Consider the following 17,948-nt stretch of genomic DNA (forward strand, 5'->3'; position numbering starts at 1 on the left):
GCGCTCCTCGCCCTCACTGACGCGGACGCAGGTCCGGGGCCTGGCCCGTGCCTCCGAAGCGGCCGATCAGTTGTTCGCAGAGGTCGCGCAGCTTGACGTTGCGGTGCTGGGACGCCTGGCGGAGGAGCTGGAACGCCTGCTGGGGGGCGCACCGCTGCTGGGCCATGACGACACCGATCGCCTGGTCGATGACCCTCCGGGAGTCCAGCGCGGCCTTCAGGTCGGCGGCGTACTCGTGGGCGTCGGCCATCTGCTGGGCCAGGGCGATGGCACCTGACGCCTCGGCCGCGAGCGAACGCAGGGCCATCACGTCGATGTCCGTGAACGCCCGTGTCGTCGGCGCGTACAGGTTGAGCGCGCCGGCCGTGTCGCCGCGCTGCGCGAGCGGGATCGAGTACGACGAGTAGGTGCCCTCGGCCGCCGCGAAGGCCGGGTAGCCGTCCCAGCGGTCGTCCGTCGACATGTCGGTGACGCTGACCTCGTGTCCCGTGCGCAGCGCTTCCAGGCAGGGCCCGTCGTCCTGGCCGTACTGCCTCTCGTCCAGCCGCTCCGCGGACTTCCCCGCGCTGGCCACGGTGAGCGGGCGGCGGCCGCGCTGGAGGGTGATGCCGCAGCCGTCGGAGCCGAGCGCGCAGTCCATCGCGCTCCGGGCGAGTGCTTCGAGGAAGCTCTCCAGGGTCCGTGTGCTCAGGAGCAGGCCCGTCAGGTCCGGTGTGCCCGGCTCGTGCATCTTCGTCACTGTGGTGTACCTCACGAGTCCGTCAGGCCGGTCGGCGGGATGGGCCGCCGGGGGCTTCGGGTCGTCCGTCGCGGAGGGCTCCTCCGGCGTCATCCCCTCACCGCCCGGGGATGGGCGGAGGTCCGGCGACGTCCTTCCACCCACCCTCCCACTTCCGGGCCCTTCCGGCGGTCCGCGGGGCGACCGCCGTACCTCAGGCCGCCGCACGGGTCGAGGGCGGAAGGTGCCGTGAGGCCGATCAGGACAACGGTCATGCCGCTCCGTCCACCGGGGGTCTCGGGCGGCGCCGCGCCCTGCTGGGCATGGCCGACGCACCCACGGATCCGTTCACCTGCCCCGCGGTCGCCGAGGTACACCCCCTCGCGGCCCACGACGTGCGGCGGCTGCCGCGGCCCCCGGACGCCGAGGCGGCGCGTCTCAGCGGTGGCAACGGCCTGCCGGCGCCCCCGGGCGCCGGTGCGGGGTGCGAGCGCCCGGCGGGTCGGTCCAGTGGGCCAGGGCCCGCAGGTCGTGCACGGTGATCCGGCCGCGCGCGGTGGAGACGACCCCGTCGCGCTGGAGTTGCCGCAAGGCCCGCACCACCGACTCGCGGGAGGTTCCGGAGGCGCTCGCCACCTCGGACTGGGAGAGCGCGACGACGCGGGCGCCGGGCGCGCGGGGAACCCCGGCGCCGTGGTGCAGGGCCAGGTCCAGCAGGACGCGGGCGACCCGTGCCTGCGCGGGCAGGGCGCCCTGGTCGGCACGCAGCCGGTCGGACGCGCGCAGCCGGCCGGTGATGCTGCGGACCAGGCTGAGGGCCAGGGCGTCGTGCTGCTCCAGCAGGCGGAGGAAGCGGTCGGCGGCGATGACGGTGCCGCGCACCGGTCGCACGGCCATCACGGTGGCCGAGCGGGGCCGCCGGTCCAGGCAGGACAGTTCCCCCACCAGTTCCCCGGGACCCCGCACGGCGAGCAGGCTCGTGTACCCGCCGGGGGTGTCGGCGGTCGTCTTCACCAGGCCCTCGTGGATCAGGACGACGCCCTCCGGAGGACCGCCCTCGACGAGGACGACCGCGCCGGCCGGCCACTCCTTCGGCCGGCCCGCGCCGCGCAGCAGCGCCTCCTCGCCGGCGGAGAACGCCCTCGCCGCCGCTCCCCGCGGCTCCCGCACCCCGTTCACCACGAGCCTCCTCGTACCAAGAACCCGCACCCGATCGGAACCGACGCGCCGTGCCCGCTGTGTGTCAGGCGCGGCAGAGGCGGGGCCCGGTGTCGTCGAAACTGGTCCCGGGAGCGGAATCGCTCCACGGCGACCGGGGAGCGAGCATGCCAGGTGCGAGCGCACAGCAGCAGGCGACGGAATCCGCCTGGCGGCTCCTCGGAACCCTCATGGACTGGACGGGGAAGGCGGACACCAAGGCCGCGGTCGTCCTCAGCCTGGAGTCCGCGGTGGCGACGACCCTCGTGGTGCTGTCGGACGGCTGGCCGCCGCCGTCCGCGGGGCGGGGGGCGGCCGCCCTCGCCCTGTGCCACTGGGCGGGGACCGCTCTGCTCGTCGTGTCGGCCGCGGTCTGCGTCCTCGCCGTCACGCCGCGGTTGGACGGCGCCGCGCACAGCCGGCGACGGTCCGTCGACTGCGTCTACTTCGGCCACCTCCGCAACTGGGACCCGGCGGACCTCGCGGACGCCCTGCGCGCCCACGACCCCCTGCCGGCGCTCACCCGGGAGCTCGTCGCCGTCTCGCGCATCTGCTGGCGCAAGCACCGCCTCCTTCAGGTGTCGATCGCCCTGGCCTGCGCGGGAACCGTCCTGGCGGCCACGGGCGCCGTTTAGGGCCTGTCCGGCGGCCTCGCGGCGCGGATCACCGGGGCGCAGGATCGCCGGGGGCTCCCGGCCGCCTGGTGTGTGCGAGATGGGGCGAATGGATGCTTGTGGGAGGGAACGGGTGCGACACTGGCCGTTCGCAGGGAGGGAGGGCGCGTGGCCGTGACGAGGGGGACGCCGGGCGCGTTCCAGGGGGGTGGGCGGCACGTGAACACACCCGTGTGGTCCGACCCGGTCTTCTGGTCCGCGCTCGGTGACGACGACCGGACCGCACTCGAAGGGCTCGCCCGCCGTGGCGGCGTGGTCGCCGACCGGCAGCTCTTCGCACAGGGCGACCCGTCCGACGACCTGATCGTCGTGGTGCGCGGCTGGATCAAGGTGGTGTCCCACTCGACCGGCGGGTACCGGGCGCTGCTGGCACTGCGCGGCCCCGGGGACCTGCTGGGTGAGCAGGCCGGAATCGCGGGGCACCGCCGGACGGCCGCCCTGCACACGGCCACCGAGGTCGATCTGCTCTGGTTCACCGCCGAACGTTTCCACGCCTACGCCCGGGACCACCCCGCAGTGACCCGCGCGCTGGAGCAGACCCTTTCCGGACGGCTGCACGAGGCCGACCGCCAGCGCGCCCACATCGCCGAGCCCGTCGCCGGCCGCCTGGCCGCGCTGCTGCTCGACCTGGCGGCCCGCTGCGGCGAGCCGGGAGAGGCGCCGGGAGAGATCCGCATCGCCCTGCCCCTGTCGCAGGAGGACCTCGCCGGGCTGCTGCTCAGCTCCCTGCGCACGGTGAGCCGGGTGCTGGAGCAGTGGCGGGCCGAAGGGCTGATCGTGACGGGCCGCCGTTCGCTTCGGCTGCCGGCGCCGCAACGGCTCGAAGGCTTGACGGCTCCCGGGCGGTGACCCGGCCCTCACGAGGAGTTCGGGCTGTCGAGGGGCGTCCCCGCCGGGCACGCCGGGGGCCCGGGGGCCTTCGCGTCGTAGATCTTGTACGTGCCGTCGCCGTACGCGCTGAGCCGGTACGTCACCTTCCACAACGTGCAGGTCTGTTCCGAGGCGGATGTCGGTCCGTGTCCCGACCTCTGCTCGCTCTGGAACGTGACGGACGCCGTGACGTCGCCTGTCGCGTGCCTCACCAGGGCGTGCAGGCGTACGTCGGAATCCCAGGTGCCGCTGTCCTCGAACTCCTGCATCCACTTCGCCTTGCCGCCCTTCTCCTTGAACATCTTCCCGTCCCGGTCGATCTGGGCGGCCGCCAGTTCCAGGTCGGTGTTGATCCCTCCGAAGTACGCGCCGAACATCTCGGCGACGGCGGCGCTGCCGGCGACGCCCTGCACCGCGGGATCGACGTACACCGGTACGTCAAAGGGCGGGGTCGACGGCGACGTGGAGGGTGGGGCGTCGGGCGACGCGTTCACCGGGGCGCCGCCCTCGGAGGTCGGTTGGCCCGCGTACGGGGCGGAAGCGGTGAAGCCGGGGGCCTGGGTCCGTGCGTCCGCGGACGACCCGGGCATGATCTCCGACTTCAGCCACCACACGACCCCCACGACCTGGACGACGGCCATGGCGGCCGCGAGAAGCCGCCTGGAGCGGCGCGCCGGCGTCGGTGCAGGCACCGGTGTCGGTGTCGGTGCAGGCGCCTGCGCGTCGAGCGCCTCCTCCAGCGGTCCGAGCCACTCCCGCACCCGCGGCCGGCTGTGCGGTTCGCCCTCGTCCAGCGCCCGCTGGGCGAGGGCGGCGAGTTCCGGCGACACGGCCCGCAGCGGGCCCGGGTCGGTGCTGCTCTGGTCCCGGTTGAACAGGCGGACGGCGAGCAGGCCGTACTTGTAGGCGTCGGAGTCCTCCGTGGCAGGGTCCTCCCCGCACGGCACCGCCCAGGAGCCGGTCTCCACGGGCGGCACCGCCGAGCGGCCGCGCAGCCGCATCGAGTCGCAGTCGATCAGCAAGACCCGCGGGTCCGGGGAGAGGGCGACCAGGAGGTTCTTCGGCGACAGGTCGCCCACCACCGCTCCGTTGCGGTGCAGGGTGTCGATCGTGCGGGCCACGTCGGCCAGCAGTCCGAGGCGGTCGGCCGGACCGGTGTCGAACCGCAGGGCCCCGCGGTGTCCGACGGCCGCCATGTTCCGCAGGTGGGCGGACCCGTTGAGCAGGAACTGCATGGCGGCGGTCGGCGCGTGCGGATCACCGGGGTCGAGGAGGAACCGCCCGGGCACCCGCCGCATCAGGAAGCCGGTCACCCGGCCGCCGTCCTCCACCAGCGCGGCCGGCCAGGCCAGCCTCTCGTCGAGGAAGGACCGCTCGGCGGCCGGCAGCCCGGACAGGAACCCCGTCATCTCCTCCAGCACGGCGGCGTCCACGTCGATGTCGCGGCGGTACGCCTTGTAGACGTACTCCCCGGTCAGACCGCCCGGCGCGCCGGACACCGCGTACACGTGGCCCTGGCCACCGGTTCCCAGGCGGTGTTCCTCGTACGGTCCCAGATCCTCCGGAGAGCAGCGGATCACCGTCATCGGGACCGGGCCTCCTGTGCCGTCGGCGCCGGGCCGGCGCCCTCCGGCGGGCCGGCTGCCGGCCACAGCGCCAGCAGCGTACGGTCGTCGTCGAAGGTCTCGCGGGAGAAGTCGAGCAGGTGGGCGAAGCGCAACGGCGGGACCGGCGTGCGCAGTTCGCGGACGAACAGTGCCGCCACCGGACCCGTTCCCTCGTCGTCCAGGGCGTCGCCGAAGCCGTCGGTGCCCACGAGCACCACCGTGTCCCGGTCGAGGCGGAAGGTCCGGGGGCTCGGGCCCCGCGCGGGCACGCGGGGCATCGGTTCGACCACGGAGGACACCGGTTCGCCGGGCCTGCCGTCTTTGCCGCCGAGCAGCCGGACGATCCGGTCCCCCCTGATCCGCCAGGCACCCGAGTCCCCCACCGAGACCACGGCGACCTCGACACCGTGGGCGGTCGGCACGGCCAGTCCCGCCACCAGGGTCGAGGCGAGCAGTTCCTCGGCCTCGTCCGGCCCGGCGTCGGGCCGGTGCAGGATGCGTCGGGCCTGGTCGACCAGTTGCCAGTGCACCGTGGCCAGCAGCCGGTCCCAGTCGAGGTCCGGGCCACGGCCGGCCCTCACCTGGGAGAGCATCTCCTCCACCGCACTGCGACAGGCCAACTGCGATCCGATGTGCGGCTGGGTGGCGTGGGACACCCCGTCCGCCACGGCGAAGGCCACCGCGCCGCTGCCCGGGTCGCAGGCCACGGCGGCGTCGTCCTCGCGGGGGCGTCCGCCGTACCGGTGGTCGTAACCGCGCACCGATGCCAGCCGCATGTGCAGGTCGGGGGTGGACCAGCCGTCGCAGACGGTGTCGGGACGGTAGGACAGCCCGGAGGGCGGCCGGGGCTCGAACCGTGCCACCGGCCGCCCCAGCGGCAGCGGATCCCAGGCGGCGCCCCGGGCGCCGGGGGCATCGCCGGGCGCGTTGCCGGGCCCCGCGCCCCGGCCGGCGGAGGGTGGCGCGTCCAAGCCGTCCGGGCCGTCCGGGCCGGGCCGCGGCTCGGGCGCCACGGCCGGGTTGCGGGGGAAGAGCACCATGTCAGATCACGTCCATCGCCATCGTGAAGTGCTCGGGCCGGTCGACCGTCAACCGCGGGTCGGCCGCGTCGAGCGCACGGCTCGACGCGATGACGCTGGTGGTCAACGAGGTGCAGAACCTGGCGATCGCCTGACCGACGTCCGCGTCCGGATCAGCGATGAAACCGAACTCGTGGGCCGTGGCGACCGCGTCGATGACGTGCGGGTCCGCGTCGCCGACGCCGCAGGCGATGATGTTGGGCGCCGCCGGGGTGACGCGCTTGTCGGTCAGCCGCCCGTACGGCCCCTCCCAGCCGTCGCCGTCGTTCGGCACCCCGTCGCTGAGGAAGAACACCGCGGGGCGGTGGACCTGGAAGCCCTCGGCCTTGAGGGCGCCGACGTCCTGCGGCACCCGGACCAGCAGGTCCTCGAAGACCGCGGCGTAGCTGGTCGAGCCGCGGGTGCACAGCCGCGGGAAGGTGTCCACGTCCCTCAGGTCCACCATCCGCAAGCGCTCCTCCACGTCGTCGGCGAATCCGAGGACGGAGAAGCGCACCTTGGCGGACGCCATCGGCTCGACGGCCAGCGCCGCGTGCAGGGACCGCAGACCCGCGTTGAGTTCGTCGATGTACGGGTTCATCGAGCCCGACTCGTCGGCGAGGACGTAGATGGGGAGCAGCCGTGCCCGGTTGGTGTCGCTCACCGGTGTTCTCCTTTCCCGGAGCCCGTGGAGGCCCGGCGTGTCCGATGGGGTGCGGAGTCCGGCGGGAGCCGGACGCCGGGCGCGGGCCGGGCGGTCCCCGCCCGGCCGGTACGGCGTGGCGCGGCCGGGGACCGCCGCGCGGACGGCCCGGTCGCGTGCCGCCGCGCGGGCGGACCCGCCCGCTCACAGCGCGTCTCCCGCCGGCCGGAAGCCGTCCGGCCCGGCGAGACCGAACTCGGTGCCGCCCGCCGCCAACCGGCGGCCGTAGTCGCGGACCCGGTCGCGGACGAAGACCGCCCACGTGTGCGCGGCCGCGACCGGCTCGCTGGGGCGGGGGGCCATGTGCGCGAGTTCCGGCCGGGAGGCGATCCGGCTGATCGCGAGGGGATCGGCCTCGCCCAGGCCGCAGGCGATGATCCGGGGCGCGGAGGAGTGGCTCGCCTCGTCGGTCAGGCCGTGCAGGGCGTCCTGCCATTCCTCGCCGTCGGCGGGTTTGCCTCCGCTCAGGAGGAACACCACCGGCCGCAGCACCCTGGCCCCCTCCGCCCGCACCAGCGTCACGTCCTGGGGCAGCAGCGTCCGCAGCGAACGGAAGGCACGCTCGTACGACAGCCCGGAGCGGCGGAGCAGGATCGGCGTCCGGGTCCCCGGGCCGACCCGCGCCAGGCCCAGCCGGACGGCCGGGTCGCCCGCCATGCCCACGACGCACAGCCGCAGGGCCGCCGACACGGCCGGGTCGGCGGACAGGCCGTCGTGCAGGGAGCGCAGCCCGCGGTTCAGTTCGTCCAGGCACGGCGTGTCCAGCGACTCGTCCAGCACCAGGTAGACCAGCGCGGTCAGCGGGACGGCGGACACGGGTGTCACGGGGGGCGCCGCGAGCGTCGGCTCGTACAACCGGGTGTCCGGGGCGCCCGGCAGGGCACCCGGGGCGCCGGCCGGCTGCCAGGTGCCCTCCGTGCCCAGCGGCGCGGCCCACGGCGTGGTGGTCCCGGCGGGGAGCGCGGGTGCCGCGGCGGCCGGCCCCGGCAAGGCGGCCGGCGGGGCGGCGCCGGCCGCCCGCCCGGCCAGCCCGAGGAACTGGTCGCGCATCGTGTTGAGGTCTCCTGGCAGGATCATGTCCTTGTTCACCAGGAGTTCCAGCAGGGTCATCGCCTGGGTCTCCTGCTGCTCGGCACGGGCCGCGCGCGCCGACTCCAGCCGCATCCGCATCTCCACCGCACCCGCGGTGTCCGTCGGGTGCATGGCCAGGTGCTGGTTGACCAGGTCCTCGGCCGAGGTCAGCAGATAGGCGAACGCGTTCCGGCGCTGGAGGGCGGCGGCGATGTCGGCCTCCTGCCGGATGGCGCCCAGTTCGATCGACCGCCGCTGCTCCCCGAGGTCGGGCACGTGCTCGGCCCTGCCGGTGCGTTCCCGGCGTTCGGCCTCCAGCAGCGTGTCCAGGAAGGCCAGTGACCGCGCGTCCGGCCGGACCGCCACCCGCACGTCGGAGAGGATCAGGCCCGCCCCGATGTCGGCCGGTTCCGCGAACCGCGCGTTCAGCTCGGCCTCCAGGCCGGCCGCGTCCTCGATGCCGAATCCGCCGCCCGCGCCCCGGCAGACGCCGGTGATGTACCAGTGGACCGTGGGCAGCGCGTCCACCAGGCCGCTGCGCACCCACTCCTCGGCCCCCTTTGGGCCGTTGAGGCCGCACTCGAAGGACACCCGGACGTCGAAGAGGTGCACCCCGTCGCTGGAGACCAGGGGATTGCGCCCGACCCGCGCCTCGCCCGAGAAGCCGCGCAGGTCCACCTCGTAGCGGTGCCGGTACCTGGAGAACCACAGCCGGGTGGACGGCACCGGGCGGCCGTCGAAGCACATCACGTCACCCGCGGCCGTGGCGTAGACCACGGCCACGTGCGGCGAACGGGCTTTTGTGGGGGCCAGTGTCGCCTTGGGCACCGGGGTCCGGCTGAGGGTCAGGACGACCGCTTCGCTCACCGGGGTTCTCCTCTCGGGTCCGACGGGACGGGTGCGGCCCGGCGGGGGTTGAGTTCGGCGCGCAGCAGCCCCGCCGCCCGCCGCAGCGGACGCGGCATGTGGTCGCCCTCCCAGCCGTCGGCGTAGCGCAGCAGCAACTGGCGGACGCGGGTGTGCCGTTCGGCCAGGTGGCGCAGCATCCGCAGCAGGTCGTCCATGAGGCCGGCGTCGTGCTCGGCCTGTGCGGCCCAGCGGCCGAGCACCTGGGACGTCTCCTCGTCGAACAGGCCGCCGCCGATCACCTCCGACCACAGCCAGGCGAGCGTCTCCCGCAGTGCGGGGTCGTGGACCGACAGGTGCAGCAGGGTGGGGCGGGCGCCCTGGTCGCCGGGGGCCGCCGGCTGCGCACCGGCCGCCAGGGCGTCCACCAGGATCAGGAAGCACAGATGACCGGTGGCGCGGCTGCGCCGCTTCCCGAACATGCCGGTCAGGGCGTCCAGCACCACCGCGGCGTTGCGCTCCACGTCGGCGACCATCAGGTCGGCGAGGCTGTCGCCGATCGCCACGGCGACCCCCAAGTGGTCGACGCGGGCGAGCAGCACGAGCGACTCGACGGCCGAGGCGAGGTCGCCGCCGCCCAGGCACAGCCCGTAGGCACGGGCCGCGGCTGCCTGGGCCTGCCAGTCGCCGTCCTGGAACCAGCCCTCGACCAGGGCCCGTACGCCGTCGTGCAGGGCGGGGTCGTCCACGCACATCCGCAGCGCGTAGCCGACCGCTTCACGGCGCCGGTCACCGGACTCCGCGTGGCAGATCCACTCGGGGAAGACGCGGCCCGCCAGCAGGTCGAAGGACTCGGTGGCGAGCAGCCCGAGGGCGGTACCGGCGAAGCCGCGGACCTGGAGGGACGGGGAGTCCACCAGTTCCCCCACCCACTCCAGCAGTTGGGCCTGCACCCGGTACTGCGACCAGACGTGCCGGATCACCCGGCGCGGCATGGCGTCGTCCCGGTACTCCGCGACGGTGCAGGGCAGCCACCCGCTGTCGCCGCGCACCAGCGAGGGGACGGTCCGCGCGCGCAACCGGTCCAGGTGGTCGTCCAGGGGCAGCGCGAACGGGTCCCGCGCCCTGGGGACGGTCCGGTCCGCCGCGGCGGGGAGGCCGATCAGCCGGCCGCCGCTCTCGAACCGGCGCAGCAGGGCGTCCGCGGCGAGCGCCACGTCCTCCCGCGGCAGGCCGTTGAGGAAGGCCAGCGCGATCGCGTGGGTGCGCAGCACCGGGTCGCCGAGGCTCTCGAACCAGGTGTCCGCGTCGTCGCCGTCGCCTTGCGCGAACAGGGCGCGGACCGACGCGGTGTCCAGGATGCCGTCCGCCAGGATCGCGGCGAGCCGTGCGGCGTCGCGGCAGGCCGCGGAGCCGCCGAGCAGGGTGTCGGCCAGGCCGGCCACCCTGCTGTCGGCCAGCAGCGCGGCGGCGGTGTCCTCGTCGGTGCGGTGGGCGAGGTGAGCGGCCATCACCGCGCCGAGGTCGTCCGGGCGGGCCAGTTGCTGGACGTACTCGGCCAGGGTCCGGTCGAGCCGGACCTCGGGGCCGACGGTGAGCACCAGCCTGGCGTCGGCCCGCTCCAGCAGACCTTCCAGGTTCTCCAGTTGCGGGCCGCGCAGGTCGGCGGCGTCGCGGGGACTGCCGACCACGAGGCCCGCTCCGGGCGCGAGGTCGTCGAGGGTGGTGAGTCCGGCGAGTTCGGCGACCGAGTCCACGGCGTACCAGGACGCGGTGCCGGCCGCCTGGAGCAGGCGGACGGCTGCGGCGCTGCGGCCGCTGCCGGCCGGGCCGCGCAGCACCACCGAGCGCTGGCGCCATGCGGCGGACCGGATCTCGGACCAGCGGGGCGGGTCCTGGAAGGCGAAGCGGGCGGCCTGCACCGTGGCGTCCGACAGCGCGCGCAGCGTGACACCGCGGTGGCCGCCCGCCACCACGACGATCTTGTCGCCCTGCACGGCGTCGCCCCGCACCACACGGACCCGGGCCTCCCGCAGCGCGATGCTGCGCGCGCTGCCCAGCCCGGAGCGGGCGGTGGCCCGCGCCGCTCCCCCGCCCGCACCGACCTGGTGCCGCGGGGCGGACGAGCCCGCGGCGCGGCCGGCCGCCGCCCCGCCGGAGGCGGCCGGAGCGCCGCCGGGCCTTCCTGGAGGGGGTGCGCCGGCGCCGGGTCCCGGTGCGGACGGGCCGGCGGGACCGGCCTGAGCGGGGGTCGCGGCCGGGGCGGGGGCGGGAGCGGAGGCCGGGGCGGGAGAGGCGGCGGGGGTCGCGGGCGTGCTCACAGCCGGACCGGTCCCTTGGCGTGCACGGTGATGCGCTTGTCGCCGTGCACCTGGTCGCCGCCGACCTTCGCGCCCGCCACGTAGTCGCCTCCCTCGACCCGCACGTGCAGGTCGCCCGCCTCCCCGCGTCCGTTCCGGGCGTGGGGCGGGGACGCGAGGCCGCCCGGCAGGACGTCCCGCGCCGGGACGGCGGGCGGAGCCGCCCCCTCACCACCGGCTCCGTCGTCTCCGGCTCCGTCGTCGCCGTCCGGGCCGCCCGGCGTGTCCGGTCCCCGCCCGCCGCCGCGTCGCCCCGTCCCCTTGGTCCCGGGCTCCCCGGGGCGGGCGAGTCCGGGAGGGGCCGCGTAGCCGGGCACCGTGATCCAGCCCCGGCGTTCCTCCTGGTGCTTGGTGACGAAGTCGAACGGCAGGTACGCCGCCGGGTCGATGCCCGGGAACCGGCCGCGGACCGTCGCCTCGTGCAGCGCCTCGGGCAGCACCAGCGTGAAGTGGGCCCGCTTCGCCGCCTTGAGCACCTTCCTGACGGGGTCCGCGTCCACCAGCCGGGCCAGGTCGTTGACGGCCGAGCCGGTCCACAGCTTCCCCTTCCGCACCACCGGGCCGTGGTGCAGGCCCACCCGCAGCCGCATCCGGTAATCGGGGGCGTGCTTCTGGTTGTGCTCGACCAGCGCGTCGTCGAGCCCGCGCACCATCTCCCGCAGCAGCAGCGTGGGGCTTACGGTCGGCGGCAGCAGGACCAGCATGCCGTCCCCGCGGTCGGTGAACCGGTGGCCGGACGGGGTGACCCCCGCCCGCTGGACGAGGGCGAAGGTCGTCACCTCGTGGACGGCGTCGTGCAGGGCGACCTGCACGGCGTCGGGACGCGGGCTGTAGTCCTCGATGTCCACCAGGACGATGAAGTATTGGTGCGAGTCGGGCGTGACCACGGTCGTACTCCTCACGGGCGGGGACTCCGAACGCCCCGTCACGTCCATGGATAGGACCGGTCGGAAGGCCCGTCCACGCCAACTGGCGTGCTGGCGCTCGGGAACGGTGGGCGCCGGGCGCCGCGCGCGGGTCGGCTCGATTCGCCGGACCGTCCGACGGACCGCCCTCCGGCGTCCTACAGTGGGGCGCGGGAGCGGTCCCGCGGGTCCGGCGGTTCCCCGGCCCGATCGGGCTCCCGCCCCTGGGACGGGGAGGACCCCCGCGCGGAGAGACGTCCATGGCCCTGGTCCCCACCGAACCGGTCAACCGCACGATCCTGCTGCTCGACATCGAGTCGTTCACCCAGCGGGACAACGTGGAACAGGTCTACCTGCGCCGGGGGCTCTACGACGTGGCGGAGGAGATCCTCGCCGCCGCGGGCGTCGGACCGTCGCAGCAGTACCGCGAGGACCGCGGGGACGGGCTCATCATCCTGCTGAGCGGCGACATCTCCAAGGCGGTGCTGCTCAAGACGCTGCTGTGGTCGACGCCGGACATCCTGCGCGGCTACAACCGGCTCGCGGCGCGCAGCGCGCAGATGCGGCTGCGGATCGTCCTGGCCTCCGGGGAGGTCGGCCTCGATCCGCGCAACGGCACGGTCGGCGGGCTCGTCGGGCACGATCTGAACCAGGCGTGCCGCCTGCTGGACGCCCCCGTGCTGCGCGACGCGCTCAGGCAGCGCCCTGAGGAGTTCGTGCTCTGCGTGTCGCGGTCGGTGTACGAGGGCGTGGTGCGGCACCACTACCCGGGGCTGCCGCCGGAGGACTTCCACAACGTCACGGCCGCCGTCAAGAAGGACGTCCTGGACGCCTGGCTGCACGGCCCCGTCCCCCACGGTGCACCGCGCCCGGAGGAAACGTCCGGGCGCGGTGCGGCCGCCGAGCCCGCTGCGACGGTGGAGGCGCCGCCGCCGGGCGGTCGCTCCCCCGGTGACGGCCGCGCCGCACCACCGCGCCGCCGGTCCGGGCGGACGTACGTGACGGCCGGTCTCGTGGTCGCCGCGCTGGGGGCCGGCGCGGTGATCGGAGCGTGCCTGGCCGCGCGGGGCTCCCACGCTCCGGAGGCGGGCGGGCCCGCGTCGCCGCAGGTGTCCCCGGTGTCGCCCCGCCGGGCGGTCCCGGCCTCGCCCGGCGCCCCGGCGTCCCCGTCCCCCAGGGGCGCCGTCTCCTCCGGGTCGGCGCCGGTCGCACCGTCGGATGCCGGCGTGTTCTACCACGAGCAGTTCACGGACCACTCCCGGTGGACGGACGACGGCGACCGCGAGGGCGCCAGCTACACCACGGCCTCCTACCTCGTGTACTCCGGGATCTCCTCGGTACGGACCTACGTGATCGGATATCCCGCGCACGTGGCGCAGCTCTACCCGAAGGCGCCGAGCGACCTCGGCATCGAGGTGTGGGCGCGCCACGACGCGGACTCCGACAACGGCTACGGCGTGGTGTGCCACGCGCACGCCGACAAGTCGGGCTACTACTTCACCGTCTGGGGTGACAGCGCCTCCATCGAGAAGAAGGCCCCCGGGAAGCAGGGGTGGACCACACTGGCCACCGTCCGGCACAGCCCCGCGATCCGCCAGGTCGGCCAGAACCACTTCGCCGTAAGCTGCGCCGACGCCCCGGACGGCCGCTCCGTCGCACTGGCGTTCTCGCTCAACTCCACCCTGCTGGACACCGTCACGGACCGGACCGGCCCCCTCGTCACCGAGGGCACCGTCGCCCTCGCCGCGGGCTCCGACCCGTCGACGAGGACGCCGGACAACGTGGAGTTCTCCAGCCTGGCTCTCAAGCGCCCCTGAACGGTCCTCCGGGGGCGCGGCGGGGTCAGGGCTGGAGGGGCATGCTCCAGCAGTTGGAGACGGGCGTCTTCCCGTCGAGCCGGTCGGTCAGCCAGGTGACGGCGTCGCCCTGGTCGGTGAGCAGCGGTCCGAAGTGGTTGAGGAGCGCGTCACCGGCGTTCGGGAGCACCACCGGCTGGTAGGTGAGGTTGACGCCCTTGGCGCACCAGTCCACGGCGAGGTCGCGCGCCTGGGAGTGCGGCACCAGGTTGTCGTTGACCCCGGTGGCCAGGCGGATCGGGCTGGTCGGCTTCGACGTGCCGATGCGCTGCTCGTCGAGGTAGCCGCGGATCGCGGGCTGGGCGTCGATGATGTCCGCGAGGCTCTCGCCGTCGACGGTCCAGTCCGAGGTCTTGCTGAAGGCGTAGCCGAGGATGCCGTCGCCGACGCACATGGTCGACAGGTCGGCGAGCGCCGCCCGGCCCTTGGCGCTCAGGTAGGCGTCGGCGATCGGCTGGAGGGCGGGGTCGGACTGGAGGAACCCGTTGAGGGCCCAGCCCACCGCGGCGGCCAGGTCGCTTCCGTCGATGGCCTTGGTGACCACGTCCAGGTCGGCCGGCGGCGCACCGGCGTAGGTGCCGGACAGGGTGATCTCGGGGGCGTAGGCGGGCTGGAGTTCGGCTGCCGCGGCCGTCGCGCCGCCGCCCTGGCTGTAGCCGAAGAGCCCGACACGGGAGGCGGAGGTGACGGAGGCTCCGCCGACGGAGTGCACCGCGCGGACCGCGTCGAGGACGGCGTGGGCCTCGTCGAGGCGGTTGACGTAGGTGTGCAGGCGGTCGGTGGCTCCGAGCCCGACGTAGTCGGTGACGGCGACGGCGGTGCCCTGGGCGAGGAGCCGGTAGATGGCCAGATCCTCGTAGCCGACCGAGACGGTCTGACCGTTGAGCTGGAGGGGGTGTTCCAGCCCCATGGACGCCGCGCACTGGTCGCCCTGTCCCATGGTGCCGGGCGCGACGACCACCAGGGGCCGCGGTCCGGGGCCCTTCCACGGGGCGCTCGGCTCGATGTAGGCGCCGGTCACGGCCACCGGCTTGTCGTTGGAGTCGGTGGACTTGTACATGATGCGGGTCGCGGTGCCCGGCAGCGGGCCGCCGGCGGCGGGCAGGCTCAGGGCCAGGGGCAGCGGCTCGCTGCGGATCAGGGTGCCGTTGGCCGCGGGCAGTTCGGCGGGCGGGTTGTAGAACGCGGGGATGGTGACGCCCCGGGAGACCTCCGTGTCCGATCCGGTCGCCGCGGCGGCGGGCAGGGCCTGCGCGCCGAGGCATGCGGCCGCGGTGAGCGCGACCGCGAGCAGGCGGGTGGTGAGGGGCATGCGGAACCTCCTGGGGGAGAGGGCAGCCGGAAGGGCCCGCGCGTCGGGTCGCGGAGCGGAAGGCCGGACCGGCGTCGCTCCGGCGCGGGGTGACTGGACGATACCCACGTCCGAGTTACCCGCGGTAGCACCTCGTATATTACGACTCGGTAATATAACGGTGTGTCGGCTGGCGGGCCCCCGGTCCTCCCTGGTGGTGTCCCCGGCCGCGTGCGCCGTCTCGCGGAGGCCGGCCCCGGTGCGCCGGCGCCCTCGGCGAAGCGCCCCGGGCCGGCGAAGGCCCCCGGCCGGCCTCCGGAGCGGACTACCAGCGGCGGCGCTGCGTCCCCGGGCCGAGCTTGGCGGCCAGCGCCGAGAGGAAGACCGGGAGCTTGTCGACCATGGCCTTGGGGACCGGGGTGGTCTGGACGGTGCCCCGGACGACGTCCCGGACGACGAGGGCGTAGCCGCCGTCCTCCTCGACGAGTTCCGCGGCGAACAGCAGTGTCCGCGTGGAGGTTTCCATCACAGCTCCTCGGCGTGGGTCTCGTCGAGCCAGGCGGTCCACGCCTTGGTCGCCTGCTCCTCGTCGGCGTCCTCGCCGAACAGGTGGTGGCCGAGCCAGGTCGGTACCTTCCAGGTGCCGCCGTTGAAGAACCGGTACAGGGCGTCCGGGCCGCGCAGTCCGACGAAGTCGGCGCTGAGCCAGTCGACGACCACCTCCACTCGGGCGCGCTCCGGTCCGGGGGCGAGGAGGGCGAACCGGTCGCCGACGGCGGCGTCGTCGGCGAGGCCGAGGCGCCGGCGCAGCGCGGCGAAGTCGTCCGGGCCGGCGGGGGGACCGGGGCGCGTGGCCCTGACGTAGGCGGCGGGGCGGCCGGCGAAGTGCCGCAGGTACTCCGCGAGTCCGTGCTGGTAGAAGTCGACGTGCTTCTCGGCCGCGTCCGTCTTCGCGTCCCAGGCCCACGCCTCGTCCACGACCCCGGTGTGCACCCAGTGGATCCCCATCCGCAGGCGGCTGGCTCCGCTGCCCGCCGGCTCGACGTGGTAGCCGAGCGTGTTGGAGAACCCGCCGTCCTGGGTCGCGCGCAGGGCGAGGTGCCGCGGCGGCTCCCAGGCCAGGACGGTGGCGTCGCCCCGGGTGGCCTTCCCGCCGACACGCGGCTCGATGTCCATCGGGTAGAGCCAGCCCAGGTTGCCGGCGCCGGTGGCCACCGCGTCCCAGACCTGCTCGGGCGTGGCGGGCAGGTCCTGCTCCCGGCGGACCTCGAACTCTCGGGCCATGGTCGGTGGTGCTCCTTCGTCGTCGTTCACGGTCAAAAAGCCAGCGGGAGGGTGCTCAGGCGCCGTTGCAGCGGGTTGGGGCGCCACTCCAGGGCCGCCCCGTCGGCCAGTCGCAGGTCGGGCAGCCGGCGCACCAGGGTGCCGACGGCCACCTCCGCCTGGAGCTTGGCCAGCGGGCCGCCGAGGCAGAAGTGCGGGCCGTGGCCGAAGCTCAGGTGCCGGTTGCCGGGGCGGGCCAGGTCGAGCCGGTCGGGGTCCGCGAAGCGCTCGGGATCGCGGTTGGTGGCGCCGAGGAAGAGGTACACCAACTCGCCTTCCCGCAGCGTCCGCCCGCCGATCTCCAGGTCCTGCGCGACGACCCGGACCACCGCCTGGGTCACCGTGTCGTAGCGGGCCAGTTCCTCGACGGCGCCGCGGATCAGGCCGGGGTCCGCCCGCAGCCGGGCGAGCTGGTCCGGATGGCGCAGCAGGGCCAGCACGCCGTTGCCGATCAGGTGGGTGGTGGTCTCGTCGCCGGCGGTGATGAGGATGAAGCAGGTGGCCAGCAGTTCGGAGTCGGTGAGCCGGTCGTCGCGGGTCTGGGTGGCGACCAGGGCGCTCACCAGGTCCTCGCCCGGTTCGCGCCGGCGCCGCCGGATGAGCGCGGACAGGTACTCCTCGTACTGGTCGATCGCCTCCTCGGACCTGCCGATGTCCTCGCTGAGCCGGCCGAAGCGGCAAAACCAGCTCTTGACCTGCGGCCGGTCCTCCTCCGGGATGCCGAAGAGCTCGCAGACCACCGACATCGGCAGCCGGGAGGCGAACGCCTCGATCAGGTCCACGGCCGGTCCGGCCGCGACGGCCTCGTCGACGAGCCGGTCGACGATCCGCTGGACGCCGTCGCGCAGGGCCTCGACGCGCCGGGCGGTGAAGGCCCGGTTGGCCAGTTTGCGCAGCCGTGCGTGGTCCGGCGGGTCGGTGTTGGTCATCACCCGGCCGAGGCGCTCGGTGAGCCGGCTGAGGGCCTTGAGGTCACCGCCGAGGGCACTGTAGGCGCGGGTCATCCGGTCCCGGTCGTTGGACAGCCGCAGGTCGCCCAGCGCCGCCTCGACGTCGGCGTACCGGGTGAGGTACCAGATGCCCTGGGGGCTGCGGTGGACCGGGTCCTCGCGCCGCATGCGGGCGTAGAGGGGGTAGGGGTCCCGCCGCGCCTCGGGGGTGAGCAGGGCGGCGGCGAAGTCGGCCGGCGGGGCGGGGAGCGCGGTGTCCCGGACCCCGCCGGCTGTCTCGGTGGCGGTCACGTCGGCCGCGCTACCGCTGGGCGTCCATGGCGTCGGCGAGGCTCTTCGGACGCATGTCGGTCCAGGCCCGCTCGACGTACTCCAGGCAGGCGGCGTGGGTGTCGGGGCCGTGGGCGGCGGTCCAGCCGGCCGGGACGTCCGCGAACTGCGGCCACAGCGAGTGCTGGTTCTCGTCGTTGACGAGGACGAGGAAGGTGCCGTCCTGGTCGTCGAAGGGGTTGGTCACGG

The 17,948-nt window shown here is 74.8% G+C and carries 16 protein-coding genes; 3 read left to right on the top strand and 13 right to left on the bottom strand.

The features are described 5' to 3' along the window. Nucleotides 1-13: 13 nt before the first annotated feature. On the bottom strand, nt 14-730 hold the full coding sequence (locus RVR_RS01120) for a GAF and ANTAR domain-containing protein (protein WP_202238297.1): 717 nt from the start codon (nt 728-730) through the stop codon (nt 14-16). A 426-nt stretch (nt 731-1,156) separates the two neighbouring features. Beyond that, on the bottom strand, nt 1,157-1,897 hold the full coding sequence (locus RVR_RS01125; protein ID WP_237404499.1) for a Crp/Fnr family transcriptional regulator: 741 nt from the start codon (nt 1,895-1,897) through the stop codon (nt 1,157-1,159). A gap of 146 nt (nt 1,898-2,043) precedes the next feature. On the opposite strand from RVR_RS01125, the gene RVR_RS01130 reads away from it, so the two are divergent. Together RVR_RS01130 and RVR_RS01135 are read left to right on the top strand one after the other, a co-directional pair. Continuing rightward, nucleotides 2,044-2,550: a Pycsar system effector family protein gene (locus RVR_RS01130; protein ID WP_202231979.1), complete on the top strand. Its 507-nt coding sequence runs from the start codon at nt 2,044-2,046 to the stop codon at nt 2,548-2,550. 198 nt (nt 2,551-2,748) lie between these two features. Then, complete coding sequence (locus RVR_RS01135; RefSeq protein WP_202231980.1) at nt 2,749-3,438, top strand: Crp/Fnr family transcriptional regulator; 690 nt, start codon at nt 2,749-2,751, stop codon at nt 3,436-3,438. An 8-nt stretch (nt 3,439-3,446) separates the two neighbouring features. Here the strand turns inward: RVR_RS01135 and RVR_RS01140 are convergent, their stop codons facing one another. From RVR_RS01140 to RVR_RS01165, 6 genes are all read right to left on the bottom strand, one after another. Next, nucleotides 3,447-5,045, bottom strand: a complete 1,599-nt coding sequence (locus tag RVR_RS01140; protein WP_202231981.1) for a hypothetical protein — start codon at nt 5,043-5,045, stop codon at nt 3,447-3,449. Further along, a complete protein-coding gene (locus RVR_RS01145) occupies nt 5,042-6,106 on the bottom strand; it encodes a protein phosphatase 2C domain-containing protein (protein ID WP_202231982.1) in 1,065 nt (354 codons plus the stop codon). The genes RVR_RS01140 and RVR_RS01145 overlap by 4 nt, the downstream gene beginning before the upstream one ends. Nucleotide 6,107: 1 nt before the next feature. Next, nucleotides 6,108-6,788, bottom strand: coding sequence for a vWA domain-containing protein (locus RVR_RS01150; protein WP_202231983.1), 681 nt, complete (start codon nt 6,786-6,788; stop codon nt 6,108-6,110). A gap of 183 nt (nt 6,789-6,971) precedes the next feature. Then, a complete protein-coding gene (locus tag RVR_RS01155) occupies nt 6,972-8,765 on the bottom strand; it encodes a vWA domain-containing protein (RefSeq protein ID WP_202231984.1) in 1,794 nt (597 codons plus the stop codon). Continuing rightward, the gene (locus tag RVR_RS01160) at nt 8,762-11,065 is read right to left on the bottom strand and encodes a hypothetical protein (protein WP_202231985.1); all 2,304 of its coding nucleotides are present in this window, start codon (nt 11,063-11,065) and stop codon (nt 8,762-8,764) included. The genes RVR_RS01155 and RVR_RS01160 overlap by 4 nt, the downstream gene beginning before the upstream one ends. Beyond that, nucleotides 11,062-11,991, bottom strand: a complete 930-nt coding sequence (locus tag RVR_RS01165; RefSeq protein WP_202231986.1) for a nucleotidyl cyclase domain-containing protein — start codon at nt 11,989-11,991, stop codon at nt 11,062-11,064. Before RVR_RS01165 ends, RVR_RS01160 begins: the two co-directional genes overlap by 4 nt. Nucleotides 11,992-12,269: 278 nt before the next feature. On the opposite strand from RVR_RS01165, the gene RVR_RS01170 reads away from it, so the two are divergent. After that, the gene (locus tag RVR_RS01170) at nt 12,270-13,826 is read left to right on the top strand and encodes a hypothetical protein (protein ID WP_202231987.1); all 1,557 of its coding nucleotides are present in this window, start codon (nt 12,270-12,272) and stop codon (nt 13,824-13,826) included. Nucleotides 13,827-13,851: 25 nt separating this feature from the next. Here RVR_RS01170 and RVR_RS01175 read toward each other — a convergent pair whose 3' ends face one another. From RVR_RS01175 to RVR_RS01195, 5 genes are all read right to left on the bottom strand, one after another. Further along, on the bottom strand, nt 13,852-15,177 hold the full coding sequence (locus RVR_RS01175) for a lipase family protein (protein WP_202231988.1): 1,326 nt from the start codon (nt 15,175-15,177) through the stop codon (nt 13,852-13,854). 304 nt (nt 15,178-15,481) lie between these two features. Next, complete coding sequence (locus RVR_RS01180; protein ID WP_202231989.1) at nt 15,482-15,682, bottom strand: hypothetical protein; 201 nt, start codon at nt 15,680-15,682, stop codon at nt 15,482-15,484. Further along, on the bottom strand, nt 15,682-16,440 hold the full coding sequence (locus RVR_RS01185) for an SRPBCC family protein (RefSeq protein ID WP_202231990.1): 759 nt from the start codon (nt 16,438-16,440) through the stop codon (nt 15,682-15,684). Before RVR_RS01185 ends, RVR_RS01180 begins: the two co-directional genes overlap by 1 nt. 32 nt (nt 16,441-16,472) lie before the next feature. Beyond that, the gene (locus tag RVR_RS01190) at nt 16,473-17,720 is read right to left on the bottom strand and encodes a cytochrome P450 (RefSeq protein ID WP_202231991.1); all 1,248 of its coding nucleotides are present in this window, start codon (nt 17,718-17,720) and stop codon (nt 16,473-16,475) included. A gap of 10 nt (nt 17,721-17,730) precedes the next feature. Further along, nucleotides 17,731-17,946 carry an MbtH family protein gene (locus tag RVR_RS01195; protein ID WP_202231992.1) on the bottom strand — a complete coding sequence of 72 codons (216 nt, stop codon included), beginning with the start codon at nt 17,944-17,946 and terminating at the stop codon, nt 17,731-17,733. Nucleotides 17,947-17,948: the final 2 nt, after the last annotated feature.

Source organism: Streptomyces sp. SN-593, from assembly GCF_016756395.1.
Classification (GTDB): Bacteria; Actinomycetota; Actinomycetes; order Streptomycetales; family Streptomycetaceae; genus Actinacidiphila; species Actinacidiphila reveromycinica.